Below are 15,559 nucleotides of genomic sequence, written 5' to 3' on the forward strand. Positions count from 1 at the left end.
AGAGCGAAGGGGGAAAGGAGATTTACGCCTCGACGGTATGCATCAGGCTGGCCAGTTCATCTTTGACCGACTGGACCTGCGGGCCAATCACAACCTGCAGACTGTGCTGGTTGAGCTGGACCACACCGATGGCACGGTTGGCTTTCAACGCGTCAACGTCAACCTTGCTCATGTCATCCACCGACAGACGCAAACGCGTCAGGCAGTTATCGAGGTTGGTGATGTTATCCGTGCCGCCGAGTGCTGCCAGAATGGCAGGGGCGTTGTAGCCGGATTTACCGATCGCCCCCACCATGGCTTTTTCTGCGCTGGAGGCGGATTCGATATCGCGGCCCGGCGTTTTGATGTTAAAGCGAGTGATAGCGAAGCGGAAGATAGCGTAGTAGGCCGCAAACCAGATAGCCGCGACAACCGGCACCATATACCACTTGGTGGCCAGGCCGTGCAGAATACCGAACACCACGAAGTCGATGATGTTGCCATCGGTGTTACCGATAGTCACACCCAGAACCGCCATGATGGTAAAGCCAAGGCCCGTCAGCAGGGCGTGGATAACGTACAGCACCGGAGCGACGAACAGGAACAGGAATTCCAGCGGTTCGGTGGTGCCGCCCACGACACAGGCAATCACGCCGGAGATAAGCAGGCCTTTAATCTTGTGACGGTTTTCCGGACGCGCACAGTGATACATCGCCAGTGCCGCACCCGGCAGACCGCCGAGGAAGGCAGGCATTTTACCCTGAGACAGGAAGCGAGTTGCGCTCTCAGCGAAGCCATGTGTCGTTGGGCAGCTCAGCTGCGCCTGGAAAATAGTCAGCGCGCCGCTGACCTGATGGCCACAAACATCCAGGGTGCCGCCCGCTTCGGTAAAGCGAATCAGGGCTACCAGAATGTGATGCAGACCGAACGGCAGCAGCAGACGTTCACCGGTGCCGAAGATCATCGGACCAAACTCACCCGCACCGTTAATCACGTAACCCAGACCGTTAATGCCTTTAGCAAAGATTGGCCAAATCAGCGGGATAACCAGCCCCACCAGACCGAGCACCACGGTAGTGATGATTGGCACAAAACGGGTGCCACCGAAGAATGCCAGCGCATCCGGCAGGCGAATGGTATTGAAACGCTCATGCAGCATCCACACGATGATGCCGCAGATAACCGCCCCGAGGATCCCGGTATCAATAGACTGAATGCCAATCACGTTCTGGATGTTGTTGGCTTTCAGGATAGCCGCATCGGTGGTAGGCAGAATGCCTTTCGCTGTCAGCCAGAAGTTGACCGCCAGGTTCATCACCGCAAAGCCGACAAAACCGGCAAACGCCGCCACGCCTTTGTTATCACGCGCCAGGCCCAGTGGGATAGCGATACAGAACATCACTGGCAGGAAGCTGAAGGCAAACGAGCCGACTTTACCCATCCAGATGAAAACGGCCTGCAGGAACGGGGTGTCCAGCCACGGAAGCAGCGTGGTGACATCGTGGCTGCTCAGCGAGCTGCCGATGCCCATCATGATCCCGCAGAACGAGAGAAGTGCCACTGGCAGCATGAACGTCTTGCCGAGCTGCTGGAAAAATTCCCACAGGCTAATTTTGGGTGCTGCTTTCGCCGTCATAAAACGACTCCTTGTGCTGTAAATACTGTTGTAGTTGTTGAGTGCAGCGAGAAGATAAAACGTTTTACCTAAGTTTAGTGCGAGGTAAATCACATATTGAAACTATGATAAGGTTTATAAATATAACCCATTGATAAAACGTTTTATCGCTACACAGGAGTGGCAAGCGGCGCATGGCCATTGCAAAAAAAGTCACCATTAACGACGTCGCCCATGCGGCTGGGGTCTCCGTCGCCACCGTTTCGCTGGTGTTAAGCGGCAAAGGGCGCATCTCTACGGCGACCGGTGAACGTGTCAGTCAGGCCATTGAGCAGCTTGGCTTTGTGCGTAACCGTCAGGCGGCATCATTGCGCGGCGGGCCATCGGGGGTGATAGGGCTGATTGTGGGCGACCTGTGTTCACCCTTTTACGCCGAACTCGCCGCGGGCATGATTGAAGCCCTCGAATCACAGGGCAAAATGGTGTTTCTCACTCAGGGCGGGCGCAAGGGCGAACACATGGTCGAGCGCTTCGATACCCTGGTGTCACAGGGTGTAGACGGCATTGTGATTGCCGGGGCGGTCGACAGAGGCGCTGAACTGCGTAGCAAAGCCGATGAAAACGGGGTGCCGCTGGTTTTCGCTTCCCGGGCCAGCTATCTCGATGATGTCGATCTGATCCGCCCGGATAACATGCAGGCCGCGCAGATGATTACCGAACACCTGATCCGCCGTGGGCACCAGCGCATCGCCTGGCTGGGCGGACAAAGCGCCTCGTTGACCCGCGCAGAACGTGTCGGTGGCTACTGCGCCACGCTGCTAAAGTTTGGTTTACCGTTCCACAGTGAATGGGTGGTGGAGTGTGAGGCCAGCCAAAAACAGGCTTCTCAGGCCTTAACTCATCTGCTGGGGCAAAACCCAACCATCACCGCAGTGGTCTGTTATAACAGCGTGGTGGCGATGGGAGCCTGGCTGGGGCTGATGCGTTCCGGCTGGAAAAGCAGTGACGAAGGGGTTGATTACTACGATAAACGTGTGGCGCTGGCGGCCTTTGCGGAAGTCCGCGAAAAAGACCTCGACGACGCGCCGATGAGCTGGGTGATAACGCCTGCTCGCGAAATGGGTAAAAGCGTGGCGGAGAGAATGCTCCAGCGTATTGAGGATGGAAAGAGCACGGTGCGCAATCAGATTATGCCGCCGCGCCTGGTCAAACAGCAGTAAAAAAAACCGGCAGCCAGGCTGCCGGTTACGCGGACTACTGCGCGCCGTTGGCCGAGGGATCAGGCTGCCCGACGGGTGGCTGCGTTGGCACCGGAGCCGGTGTGGTTTCACCTTGCGGGGCAGGGATCGCCAGATTCGGTACGCCAAACATACCGACAAAATCAGCCAGCGGCATTTTCTGTCCGTTCAGGGTTACCTGCCCGTTGGAGTATTGCAGGCTGGTCTGAATGTTGTTGTCTTGCTGGGTGGTGATGCGGAACATCTGACCCATCGCTGCCAGACCTTTCACCTGCTGGCTCGCCAGCTTCTCGGCATCTGCCTGCTGATAACCTTCCAGACGCGCTACCTGAGTCATGAACTCGGTTGCCATGTCCATTGGGATCACCAGTTTGCTGTCGAGTGATTTCACGCTGCGATCCACTTCCTGGGCCAACGTCTGCGGGGCCACGGTGGCCTGCGACGGATCTTTCAGGAACAGGGACAGGTTAAAAGTGGTTTCGCCTTTGCTGTTTTTCCAGCTCAGCGGCGCGACGGTGATAACCGGCTCTCCTTTCAGTAGCAGCGGCAGGGCTTTGAAGAACGCCTCGGTCACTTTCTGCTGATAGACCTGCGGATTATCCATCATGCCCGGCTCGGCAAGCAGGGCCTGCACTTCACCATTGTATTGCTGGCTGAACTGGTGCCACGCCTGACCATCAATCTGACCAATCTTCAGCGCCAGCTTGCTGCTACCCATGTCCTGACCCTGAAGCTTCAGGCTATCGAGGGTGTAATCCAGCGAGGTGTCGATGTTTTTACCGTCTTTCGACAGATTGGATTTCCCGTCAAAGGAAACGCCGTCCAGCACCGCCAGCTCTTTGCCTTCCACGGCAATGGCCAGCTTATCGAGCGTCACTTTCTGATTGCCAATGCGTTCCGCAAAGCTGGTCAGCTTGCTGTCGCCTTCGGTTTTCAGATTGTTAAAGGTGAGCTGGACTTTCTGGTTGTACTCGTTAACCGCGTTGACAACCGCGCTTTCAACGTTACCGTTGAGGGAGAAAACGTTGCCATCTTTATCGGCATCAAGTTTGAATTCACCGCCGCTGAACGCGACTTTCTCATCGCCTTGTTCGTAGTTCAATGGCTTGAGGTTGATGTCGGATGCAGTATCGCCGGAATAGCTGATGCGGGTGCTGATATCAAACGGTGACTGACCTTTGGCCAGTTCAAACAGATGTTTGGTCGCGTCGTTGTTCACCAGCGTCGAGTTCACCGTCGCCATTGCCGGAGCAAGGTTAAACGATTTTAACGAGGCCAGTGGGAAAGGACCGTGGGAGACGTTCTCATCCAGAATGATGGTCTGCCCAGGCTTCAGCCAGCTGCTTTTCGCGCCGTCTGCCGGTTTCACCACCATCTGTAAATGGCTGCTGAACACGCCGCGCTGATAATTCTGATACGCCAGTTGAATACCGGCTTCTGGCGCGGTACTGGCGAGCTGCGCGTTGGCCTGCGCAACCATGTCGGCCAGACGGCCTTCCAGCTGTTTACCGGTGTACCAGGAGCCCCCGGTCCACACCACCCCTAAAGCCACAATAATGCCAACTGCAACCAGCGATTTTTTCATAGCGTTTGTCCATAAAATGAAAACAGGCGGAGTCTTCCGCCTGTGATGTCGTTAGGCTGCCTCAAGCTTAGCAAGAGATGCCTGAATGTTCAGTATTTACTTGAGCTTATTGTAAACGCGAGCTATACGGCCCACGCCGCTCAGGCGGACTGGCGACTCATTGGCAGCCACAAACGCGGATTCGCCCGGCTTCAATACCAACCGCTGATCGTCTTTTTGCAATACCGCTTCGCCTTCGAGACAGAACAGGATTGCCGCACTCTTCTGCGCCACCTCGGCACCCTGGGTGCTAAGGTCATGCAGAGAGAAGGCAAAATCGTCGACCGGAATGGGGAAGTCGAGCTCGGCACCATGCTGGCTCGGCTGAGTCAGCAGTTCGGTGGCCGGTTTCGGGGTGAACTTCACGTTCGCCACCAGTTCCGGAATATCAATGTATTTTGGCGTCAGGCCTGCGCGAAGCACGTTATCGGAGTTCGCCATCACTTCCAGCGCGGTGCCCTGCAAATACGCATGTGGAGTTTCAGCGAACAGGAACATCGCTTCGCCCGGGTTGAGTTTCACCACGTTGAGCAGCAGCGGCGAGAACAGGCCACTGTCGTCCGGGTAGAACTGCGCAATGAAACGAATGGTTTCCCATGGCTCGCCCTGTTGGTTGTTCAGTGCGGCTTTCAGCACGCCCAGCGCACGTGATTTTTCGTCACCCTGCATATTCAGCAGGCTGGCGAACAATTGGCTCAGACGCTCGGCGTCAGGCTCCTGCAGGAAATGGGCAATCGAGGTGTGCGCGCCCGATACCGGCTGTAGCAGCGAAACGATCTCAGAGAACTCGCGGAAGGCGTTCATGGCGAGGAACGGGGTGAGGGCGAAAACCAGCTCCGGTTTATGGTTCGGATCTTTGTAGTTACGTTCGGCGGCGTCCAGTGGAATACCGGCGGCGTTTTCTTTCGCGAAACCTTCTTCGGAGGCTTTCTTGTTTGGGTGTACCTGAATCGACAGCGGATTATCGGCGCACAGGACTTTGAACAGGAACGGCAGTTCGCCAAAGCGATCCGCGACCTCACGCCCAAGCAGGGTGGCTTTATCGGCGTCGACAACATCGCGCAGGCTGCGAACCTGGCCGCTGGCGTCGGTGATTTTTGAGCTGCTCTTCGGATGCGCACCCATCCACAATTCTGCCATCGGCAGATTGTCCGGGTTGGCGATACCGTAGAGATCCGTTAACGCAGTGTGACTACCCCAGGCATAGTTCTGCACTGAGTTGATGAGTTTTTGCATTATCAAGCCCTGTAAATGTATGGAAATTATCTCCCTGTATTAAACCAATAAACCGCACAGAAGTAACCTTCTCAGGGAAAAAGTCGTACTAGTCTCAGTTTTTGTTAAAAAATTGTGTAGGATAAGCGGACTCGCTGTTCCCAGGGTCTATGGAAGACCGGCCCGAAAATAATTTGCCAATGTCGTAAGTGAGAGAACAATGTCGAACAAACCTTTTATCTATCAGGATCCTTTTCCGCTGAAAAAGGATGACACCGAGTATTATCTTCTCAGTAAAGACCACGTCAGCGTCACCGAATTCGAAGGCCAGGAAATTCTAAAAGTTGACCCGCAGGCGCTGACGCTGCTGGCCAAACACGCTTTCCACGATGCCTCATTCATGTTGCGTCCGGCGCACCAGCAGCAGGTGGCCGATATTCTCAATGACCCGGAAGCCAGCGAAAACGATAAGTACGTGGCGCTACAGTTCCTGCGTAACTCCGACATCGCAGCCAAAGGCATTCTACCGACCTGCCAGGATACCGGCACGGCGATCATCGTCGGTAAAAAAGGCCAGCGTGTCTGGACCGGCGGCGGCGATGACGCGGCGCTGGCCCGCGGCGTATACGACACCTACATCGAAGATAACCTGCGCTACTCGCAAAACGCCCCGCTGGACATGTACAAAGAGGTCAACACCGGCACCAACCTGCCCGCACAGATTGATCTCTACAGCGTCGACGGGGACGAATATAAGTTCCTGTGTATCGCCAAAGGCGGCGGTTCGGCGAACAAAACCTATCTGTATCAGGAAACCAAAGCGCTCATTACGCCTGCCAAATTGAAAAATTACCTGGTAGAGAAAATGCGTACCCTCGGCACCGCCGCGTGCCCGCCGTACCACATCGCATTTGTGATTGGCGGCACGTCAGCAGAAGCCACGCTGAAAACGGTCAAACTGGCCTCCACCAAGTATTACGATGGTCTGCCGACCGAAGGCAACGAGCACGGCCAGGCATTCCGCGACATTCAGCTTGAGCAGGAGCTGCTGGTGGAAGCCCAGAATCTGGGGCTCGGCGCGCAGTTCGGCGGGAAATACTTCGCCCACGATATTCGCGTGGTGCGCCTGCCGCGTCACGGTGCTTCCTGCCCGGTGGGCATGGGTGTGTCCTGTTCCGCAGACCGCAACATCAAAGCCAAAATCAACCGCGATGGCGTCTGGATTGAGAAGCTGGAGCACAATCCAGGCAAGTATATTCCGGAAGCATTGCGTAACGCCGGGGAAGGCGAGGCGGTGAAAATCGACCTTAACCGTCCGATGAAAGAGATTCTGGCCCAGCTTTCCGACTATCCGGTGTCAACCCGTCTGTCGCTGAACGGCACGATTATCGTGGCCCGTGATATCGCCCATGCGAAGTTGAAAGAGCGGATGGACAACGGTGAAGGCCTGCCGCAGTACGTGAAAGATCACCCGATTTACTACGCGGGCCCGGCCAAAACCCCGGAAGGGTATGCCTCAGGCTCCCTCGGCCCAACCACCGCCGGACGAATGGACTCCTACGTCGATCAGCTGCAGGCGGAAGGCGGGAGCATGATCATGCTGGCCAAAGGTAATCGCAGTCAGCAGGTAACCGACGCCTGCCATAAACACGGCGGTTTCTACCTCGGCAGTATCGGTGGTCCGGCAGCGGTGCTGGCGCAGGGCAGCATTAAGAGCCTGGAATGCGTCGAATACCCGGAACTGGGAATGGAAGCCATCTGGAAAATCGAAGTGGAAGATTTCCCGGCCTTCATTCTGGTCGATGATAAAGGCAACGATTTCTTCCAGCAAATTCAGTCGTCACAATGTGACCGCTGCGTGAAGTAGTTGTTGTTTTGCCCGATGGCGCTACGCTTATCGGGCCTACACTTCGCTTGAGCTTCGTCAAACCCCTTCACTTTGATTTCAAGGAGAAAGACATGACAACGTTACGCCGCGAGAGCGACTCTATGGGCGCGATAGACGTCCCGGCAGATAAGCTATGGGGCGCGCAAACCCAGCGCTCGCTGGAACATTTCCGCATTTCCACTGAAAAAATGCCGGTGTCGCTGATTGCGGCGCTGGCGCTCACCAAACGCGCGGCGGCCAACGTTAATCATGATTTACAGCTGCTATCCGCCGAGAAAGCCAATGCGATTGTTGCTGCCGCCGATGAAGTACTGGCGGGTAAACATGCAGATGAGTTTCCGCTCGCTATCTGGCAAACCGGCTCCGGTACCCAGAGCAACATGAACATGAATGAAGTGCTGGCTAACCGCGCTAGCGAGCTGCTCGGCGGCGTACGGGGCATGGAGCGAAAGGTCCATCCGAACGATGACGTGAATAAGAGTCAGAGCTCGAACGATGTCTTCCCGACCGCAATGCACGTTGCGGCAGTGATTGCGGTCCGTGAACACCTTCTCCCGCAATTACAGACGCTGAAAAAAACGCTGAGCGATAAATCTCATGCCTTCGCCGATATCGTCAAAATCGGCCGCACCCATTTGCAGGACGCCACGCCGCTGACCCTGGGACAGGAAATTTCCGGCTGGGTGGCCATGCTTGAGCATAATCTAAAGCATATCGAGCTTACTCTGCCGCATCTGAGTGAACTGGCGCTGGGCGGCACGGCGGTGGGTACCGGGCTGAACACCCATCCGGAATATGCGAAACGCGTGGCTGACGAACTGGCGGCGATGACTGGTCAGCCGTTCATCACTGCGCCGAATAAATTCGAAGCGCTGGCCACCTGTGATGCGTTGGTTCACGCTCACGGGGCGCTGAAAGGGCTGGCGGCCTCGATGATGAAAATCGCCAATGACGTACGCTGGCTGGCATCTGGTCCGCGATGCGGCATTGGCGAGCTCTCTATCCCGGAAAACGAACCGGGAAGCTCGATCATGCCGGGCAAAGTTAACCCTACCCAGTGCGAAGCGATGACCATGCTGTGCTGTCAGGTGATGGGTAATGATGTGGCGGTGAATATGGGCGGGGCGTCGGGCAATTTCGAACTTAACGTGTATCGCCCGATGGTTATCCATAATTTCCTGCAATCGGTGCGCCTGCTGGCGGACGGCATGGAAAGTTTTAACGCGCACTGCGCGGTGGGGATCGAACCGAATCGGGCGCGTATCGATCAGTTGCTCAATGAATCGCTGATGCTGGTCACCGCGCTGAACACCCACATTGGTTACGATAAAGCGGCTGAAATTGCCAAAAAGGCCCATAAAGAGGGGCTAACCCTGAAAGCGTCGGCCCTGAAACTGGGGTATCTGACCGACGCTGAATTTGACGAATGGGTTCGACCGCAAGCCATGGTCGGCAGCCTGAAAATCAATCGTTAGCCACATAGAGGTGCAGTCGCGGGATGATCAGCTCCAGCGGCTGCGCTTCGGGTTTATAACGATACTGCACGTTATCTGCATCATAGTTCAGCAGTTCACCTATCTCCGGCACGCTCACGCCCTGAGTGCCGGAAATCAGGGCAATCATCGGCCCCGGACAGGCGTACTGCATCTGCTTTTGTTGTCCTGCGTACCACACCCGTGCAATCGGCTGTACCTTCACCGGGCGTTTAATTTTCAGTTTGGCTTTCTGCGGCAGGGCGGCGATGTCCTGATATTCCCGCTCCAGCCTGGCCTGCCACTGTTCACGGGTAAAAGGGGGGACCGAGCGGGGCGAGCGCAGGCTGTTTTCCAGCTGTTTCAACACCTCATCGCGGGTCAAATTCTTAATGATGTGTTTATTCGCCCAGCCGAAACGGATGCTGGCGGGATCGCGCAGCAGAGTCAACGAGCGGTAGGCTTTAAGCGTAATCAGGCCTGGCAAATGATGATGTACCCACTCAAAACGGGCCGCAGAGGGCAGGCCAGACTCGACGGTCACCATGTTCCCGAACGCCGCTTTCAGGGTATTAATACTGCTGATCTTGTTTTCCAGGGCAGTTAACTGGGCAGGCTCCGGATGTAAGCAAATCACACCTGGCAGGCGGACGGCGGCTTTGCTACTGCGATGTTCCGACTGTTGCTGGATAAACAGATGGCTAAAGTGATTCAACGCCATCAGCCGCGCCTTTTCACCCAGGTGCTGAACCACGGCAATGGACGAAAGTGGGTCGTGCTCATGTTCCTTGCTCACTTCCGGCAACTCGAACACCCGAGCCGCAAGCAGGCGACAGTCGACCAGCATCTGCTGCAGTTCCAGCAGCTCATGCTCCATCTGGCGGAAGGTCGAGGTTAAGCGCTCAATCAAATCGTAATCAGCCATAGCACCCACTTTAGTTACAACATACTCATTGATTATTCACTATAAGCAGGTTGGCGGCATTGTGCAACGTTTGGTCAGGCAGGGGCCGGTAAGTTCAATTGATGATCAACGGGCCAGCTAAAGCAGAAGCGTGCCCCGCCGAGCGGGCTGGCGTCGCAGATCACTTCCCCGGACATCGCCAGGCCAATGGAATGCACAATAGCTAAGCCCAAACCGCAGCCACCGGTGGCACGGTCGCGGCTCGGGTCAAGACGCACAAACGGCTCGAACACGCGCTGGCGTTCATCAGGTGCAATCCCCGGGCCATCGTCGTCCACCGCTAAGGTGGCGCGTCCGGCATGCAGCGTGAGGCTGACCTGGATCTGCTGGCGGCTGTAGCGTATGGCATTGTTCACCAAGTTATCCAGCACGCGTTCCATCAGGCGCATATCCAGCGAGCCATAATTGCCTGGCGTGAGCTGAACCAGGGTCACGTCACGCTGCGGATTGACGGTCTGGATATCTTCGACGTGGGCAGTGATCCACTCTGCCAGGTCAGGGGTGGTCAGAATCAGTTCGTTCTGCGGCCGGTCGAGGCGGGCGTAAGTCAGCAATTCCTCAATAAGCGCCTCGAGCTGGCCGATATCACGGTTCAGCGCCTGAGATTCGGCTTCGGTCAGGTTCTCGCTCATTTCCAGTCGATAACGCAGGCGCACCAGCGGGGTACGCAGCTCGTGTGCGATGCCGTCAGTGAGCTGCTTTTTACTGGCGATCAGCGCGTTAATGTTATCCGCCATCTGGTTGAACACCACCCCGAGCCGTTCGAAGCTCGACATGCTGTCAAAGTGAATACGCTCGGCAAGATGGCCTTCACCAAAGCGTTGGGCGGCGGTCTCAAGGCGGAGCATGTCCTGCCAGTGTGGGCGCATCCAGATAAATACCGGAAAGGCCAGCGACACGGCGATCAGCGCCAGCAGGGCGATATCCAGCAGCCGCATTTCGTGCAGATAATAGAGATAGGGCACCGGACCAACGGCTAATACGTAATGACTGCGCGGAATGCGCTGGATAAAGGTGTACTGATCGTCGAGGGCGACGATATCCCCCCGGCGTAAATGCTCCATTGAGCTTTCGGCCAACTGGAATTTATTCAGTGGCTCAATGCGTAAATCGAAAGAGAGATTGAGATCGAGCTCTTTAAGGGTTTTGCTCCAGTCCCGGGGTGGGATTTCGCGCAGTTCGCTGCGCATCAGATACAGCGAACTTTTCATCAGGTCGTCGAGGGATTGTCGACCCGCGCGTTCGGCGGTGAATTTGTACACCAGCCCGACCAGCATGGTCATCACCAGAAAGCAGACAAATAGCAGCAGATAAAACTGCACGAACAACTTTTTCATTTCTGGCCCCGGAAGTGCGGAAAATTAGTTATCCCAGGCGTGGGGGGCGAACAGATAGCCCTTATTACGCACGGTTTTAATTCGGTACGGCTCGGTCGCGCTGTCGAGCAGCTTTTTGCGCAGCCGCGAAATGGCAACGTCGACGCTGCGGTCCATGCCGTCATAGCTCACACCGCGCAGATTTTTTAACAACGCGTCGCGATCCATTATCTGTCCAGCGTGGGTGGCCAATTCCCAAAGCAGGTCGAAATCGGCAGTCGACAGGGTGACATTCTCGCCGCGGAGTTGTACCTGACGGTTAACCGGATCGATAGCCAGGGTGCCAAAGCGAAGCGCTTTATGTGGGGTCAGACCGGAAGACGATTTCTCACCCGCAGGCGCTGTGACACGCTGGCGCAGATGCAGGCGCAAACGTGCGAGTAGCACCGCAGGAGGCGTGGTTTTCAGAATATAATCACTGGCACCCATTTCCAGAGACAGAATATGGTTCATGTCACTGTCGAGGGAGGTGAGGAGCACGATAGGCCCTTGCCACTGGGTGCGTAAATCGCGACAGATGGTCATCCCGTCTTTGCCCGGTAGCATAATATCCAGCAGCACCAGATCCGGTTTTTCGCGAAGCACCACTTCTTCGGCACGGTCGCCGCGCGATTCGACGATAACGTCTATATCATGTTTGCCGAGATAGGCGGCAATAAGGGACCCGACTTCCGGATCATCTTCCACAAAAACGATCTTATTCATAACCATCATGCATTGCGAAAAAAGCTAAAATACACCGCCACTCTGTGGGGGGCTATCAATCTTTCGTAAACACTTCCGAAATATTCAGCGCAGCGGACGACCCCCATCGACGCCAAACGAACGCCCGGTGACATAGCAGCTGGTCAACAGGTAATCGACCAGATCGATAATCTCTTTCTCGCCAGGCGCGACCTTCATCAGCGACTTATTCAGCGCTTCCTGACGGTATTGGGCATCATCACTCTCATTAAACAGAATCAGCGCTGGGGCGATGGCGTTGACTTTCACTTCCGGTGCCAGTTTGCGGGCGAACGAGCGGGTCATATTGTCGAGTGCGGCTTTACTGGCGGCATAGGCGATGTGCTTGTCGCTGCCTTTTTCGACCACGTAATCGGTAAAGTGAATGATATCCCCGCCAGCATGGCCTTGGCCGCGCAATAACGGTTCAAGCGCATGATTGAGCAGATAGGGCGCATTGACGTGGATTTGCATCATTTGCTGCATCACACTGCTCAGTGACGTAGCGGATTTTTCCGGTATCCAGGCGCTGGCATTGTGGAGAACCGCCCGCAGGCCATCGGTGTGCGCTTTCACGGTTTCAGCGAAAGCGAGGATCCCGTTATCGGTAGAGAAATCGGCGGCAATGCAGCGCGCCCCGGCACGTTCCAGCCCGTCGATGGCGGCATAGCGCGTGCGGTAGCTGACGATAACCGGCTGCTGTAGGTTCAGAAAATGGTGGGCAAGGGCGAGGCCGATCCGACGGCCTCCACCGGTAATAAGGACGGGGCGGGTCACTCGTTCACCCATCGTTCTCTCCTTAGCGTCGCGATGGGGTAAACGCGTTACCCCACTAATATCCACGTTGCCGGCACTGCGGCAACCAGTAATAAACCAATCAGCGCCATCTCACGGCGTTTCAGCACCTGGTCCAACTGATGGGTACGGCGGGCGTAGATAAACACCAGTAAACCCGGCGCATACAGCACGACTGACAGCAGCAGATGCATTGGGCCGGAAGCATACAATAACCATAAGCCATAAAGGCAGGCACCGATACCTACCGCCTTGTGCAGTGGCCGGGTCGCCATTTTCAGCAGAAACGCCCCGACCAGGAAATATGGCACAAGGATCATCTCTGAGGCGATGGTCAGCAGGGTATTATAATCGGAACCGGTGAGCCAAATCAGGATCAGACACACCTGCACGCTGATGTTGGTCAGCCACAGGGAAGACGACGGCGCGTTGTTGTTATTCTGACGGGCAAAAATGCGCGGGAAAGCTTTATGCGTTGCCGCCAGATATGGCACTTCCGCTGCCATAATGGTCCAGCTCAGGTACGCCCCGCACACCGAGACAATCAGCCCCGCAGCAATCACCACTTCGCCCCAGGAGCCCATCATGCGGACCATCAGACCTGCCATCGACGGGTTACGCATTTCGGCCAATTCCGGGCGTGGCACAACCCCCAATGACAGCAGGGTGACCAGCAGGTAAACGCTTAATGCGGAGAGGACCGCCAGCAGCGTTGCGCGACCCACGTCTTTCTTATCGCGCGCTCGGGCGGAAACCACCACCGCGCCTTCAACGCCGATAAACACCCACAGCGTTATCAGCATCGTGCCTTTAACCTGTTCCCACACCGGTACGCCCAGCGCCACGCCGCTAAAATCGAGGGTAAAGGTATCGCTGCTGAACGCCATCGCGGCCAGAACGATAAACAGGCCGAGCGGAACCAGTTTTGCCAGCGTCGCCACCAGATTAATGCTCGCGGCGGTCTGCACCCCGCGCAGCACCAGACAATGCACCACCCACAAAAGCACCGAGGCACCGAGCATCGCTTGCCAGGTATTCCCGTCGCCAAACAGGCGCAGTTCAGGCGTATCGGTAAAGAAGCTCAGGGCTGAAAAGACGATAACCAGGTAGGAGACGTTGGCAATCACCGCGCACAGCCAGTAACCCCAGGCCGAACAAAAGCCAATCAGCTCACCAAAACCTTCCCGGGCATAGGTGAAAATCCCGCCATCGAGATCGGGACGAATACGGGTCAGCAGTAACATCGCAAAGGCGAGGAACAAAATGCCGACACCGGTAATCGCCCAGCCGATAAGCAATGCGGAAGGGCTGGCCACTTCGGCCATGTTTTGCGGCAGGCTGAACACACCTGCGCCGAGCATTGAGCTGAGTACCAACGCCGTCAGGGCGCTAAGACCAAGTTTCTTTTCCATGAGCATCCTGTCGAAGGAACAATAACAGCCAGAATATTTATTTGGCTAAAACGCATAAAAATGGAGGAATACGCTACGGCGCGCGATTTTACGGAGAGAGTCGTTGGCTTGCAATGACAAGGGCCAGAAAAAATAAAAAAAGGCAGCCGAAGCTGCCTGATTGCAGAGATAAAGCGATTACTTATACAGGTCGGCGCTGATGGTCATGTTGCCACCACGTTCCTGCCACTGGCGGGTAATGTGGTAGTACTTAGCCCCTTTCTTCGCGGCACGTTTAGCAACCTGATAAGAAATCTCGGTCATGTTGCCGTAGTTGCCGGTGAACTGAACGCTATCGAACGGCACCATCTGCGCGGCGGTGACTTTGTTCAGCTCTTCGATTTTAGTGCCGTCTGGCAGAGTGACACTGTAACGTCCACCCTGTGTTGACTGGGTTTCGAAGAATCGACCTACGCCTGCGCCACCCGCAGCCACACCCACGGTGGATGAGGTTGCCACGCCTGGGATTTCAACCTTCTTGGCGGCTTCACCGCCTTGGGCCAGTGCCGCACGGCCTGCCTGAGAATCGGCCGGGATAGCGTCCGGGCTCTGGACAACGCGTTTCTTCGCATCGGCTTTATAGATGTAGGCCGTAACACGCTGGTTACCGCCGTCGTTAGCATCTATCTGACGTACGATGAAGAACGAAGCAGCGCCTTTGGCTTTCGCCGCTTTGGCGATGGCAGAGTTCACGTCAGGCTGGCTGCGATAAAAACCCTGCACGGTTACGGTGTCGAAAGGCTCAATCAGGGCAGCCTGATCTTTCGGCAGTTCCGTCACGCCGCCGATCACGCGGTTTTGAACCACGTCAGCTTTCGGGGCATCTTGTTTGTAAAAGTCTGCGGTTACACGCCAGTTGCCACTGCCGGAGAAATCGGAAGTATCGACAACATAGAAGGATGCAGCACCCTCTTTGTCAGCTTTACGGGAAACGGCATCCACAGCGTCACCAATGGCATTAAAACGACCGGTGATAACGATACGATCGTACGGCTTGAGGGCTGCCGCTTGCTCCGGCGTTAACTCGGTGGCTGCACTGGCAGAAAAGGCCGTTGCAGACAGAAGAGCGGTTGCCAGGAGGGTGTACTTAAGCTTCATAAAAATAATCCTTCGCCTTTCGCAAACCAGGTACTGGTAGTTGTTAGTGACTAAAACGTCGATGATTATTGCATTTAATTTGCGTCACTGTCTGCGTGATTTTGCTTAACTTGTGCGACCC

Annotated in this window: 12 protein-coding genes; 3 read left to right on the forward strand and 9 right to left on the reverse strand. The window is 55.8% G+C overall.

The annotated features are described in order from the left end of the window. Positions 1-22: 22 nt before the first annotated feature. On the reverse strand, positions 23-1,615 hold the full coding sequence (malX, locus tag SIK69_RS17860) for a maltose/glucose-specific PTS transporter subunit IIBC (protein WP_319630520.1): 1,593 nt from the start codon (positions 1,613-1,615) through the stop codon (positions 23-25). 173 nt (positions 1,616-1,788) lie between these two features. Between malX and SIK69_RS17865 the strand changes: the two genes are divergently transcribed. After that, positions 1,789-2,814, forward strand: coding sequence for a Mal regulon transcriptional regulator MalI (locus SIK69_RS17865; protein ID WP_319630519.1), 1,026 nt, complete (start codon positions 1,789-1,791; stop codon positions 2,812-2,814). Positions 2,815-2,848: 34 nt separating this feature from the next. Here the strand turns inward: SIK69_RS17865 and SIK69_RS17870 are convergent, their stop codons facing one another. Together SIK69_RS17870 and manA are read right to left on the reverse strand one after the other, a co-directional pair. Then, positions 2,849-4,417 carry a YdgA family protein gene (locus SIK69_RS17870; RefSeq protein WP_319786686.1) on the reverse strand — a complete coding sequence of 523 codons (1,569 nt, stop codon included), beginning with the start codon at positions 4,415-4,417 and terminating at the stop codon, positions 2,849-2,851. Between the two features lie 96 nt (positions 4,418-4,513). Continuing rightward, entirely contained in the window at positions 4,514-5,692 is a 1,179-nt protein-coding gene (gene manA, locus SIK69_RS17875) for a mannose-6-phosphate isomerase (RefSeq protein ID WP_319786687.1), read from the reverse strand. A gap of 199 nt (positions 5,693-5,891) precedes the next feature. Between manA and fumA the strand changes: the two genes are divergently transcribed. After that, complete coding sequence (fumA, locus tag SIK69_RS17880) at positions 5,892-7,538, forward strand: class I fumarate hydratase FumA (protein ID WP_319786688.1); 1,647 nt, start codon at positions 5,892-5,894, stop codon at positions 7,536-7,538. A 92-nt stretch (positions 7,539-7,630) separates the two neighbouring features. Next, complete coding sequence (fumC, locus tag SIK69_RS17885) at positions 7,631-9,034, forward strand: class II fumarate hydratase (RefSeq protein ID WP_319786689.1); 1,404 nt, start codon at positions 7,631-7,633, stop codon at positions 9,032-9,034. On the opposite strand, the gene tus is transcribed toward fumC, so the two are convergent. From tus to ydgH, 6 genes are all read right to left on the reverse strand, one after another. After that, the gene (tus, locus tag SIK69_RS17890; RefSeq protein WP_319786690.1) at positions 9,024-9,956 is read right to left on the reverse strand and encodes a DNA replication terminus site-binding protein; all 933 of its coding nucleotides are present in this window, start codon (positions 9,954-9,956) and stop codon (positions 9,024-9,026) included. The two genes, fumC and tus, sit on opposite strands and share 11 nt — an antisense overlap. 74 nt (positions 9,957-10,030) lie before the next feature. After that, positions 10,031-11,332 carry a two-component system sensor histidine kinase RstB gene (rstB, locus tag SIK69_RS17895; protein WP_319630513.1) on the reverse strand — a complete coding sequence of 434 codons (1,302 nt, stop codon included), beginning with the start codon at positions 11,330-11,332 and terminating at the stop codon, positions 10,031-10,033. 24 nt (positions 11,333-11,356) lie between these two features. Continuing rightward, positions 11,357-12,076 carry a two-component system response regulator RstA gene (gene rstA / locus SIK69_RS17900; RefSeq protein WP_319786691.1) on the reverse strand — a complete coding sequence of 240 codons (720 nt, stop codon included), beginning with the start codon at positions 12,074-12,076 and terminating at the stop codon, positions 11,357-11,359. 84 nt (positions 12,077-12,160) lie between these two features. Then, a complete protein-coding gene (gene folM / locus SIK69_RS17905) occupies positions 12,161-12,883 on the reverse strand; it encodes a dihydromonapterin reductase (protein WP_319786692.1) in 723 nt (240 codons plus the stop codon). 35 nt (positions 12,884-12,918) lie between these two features. Continuing rightward, positions 12,919-14,301 (reverse strand): amino acid permease, encoded by a 1,383-nt coding sequence (locus tag SIK69_RS17910; protein WP_319630510.1) that lies wholly within the window; start codon positions 14,299-14,301, stop codon positions 12,919-12,921. A gap of 177 nt (positions 14,302-14,478) precedes the next feature. Then, entirely contained in the window at positions 14,479-15,438 is a 960-nt protein-coding gene (gene ydgH / locus SIK69_RS17915; RefSeq protein ID WP_319630509.1) for a DUF1471 family protein YdgH, read from the reverse strand. Positions 15,439-15,559: the final 121 nt, after the last annotated feature.

The organism is Scandinavium lactucae (assembly GCF_033843265.1).
Lineage (GTDB): Bacteria > Pseudomonadota > Gammaproteobacteria > Enterobacterales > Enterobacteriaceae > Scandinavium > Scandinavium lactucae.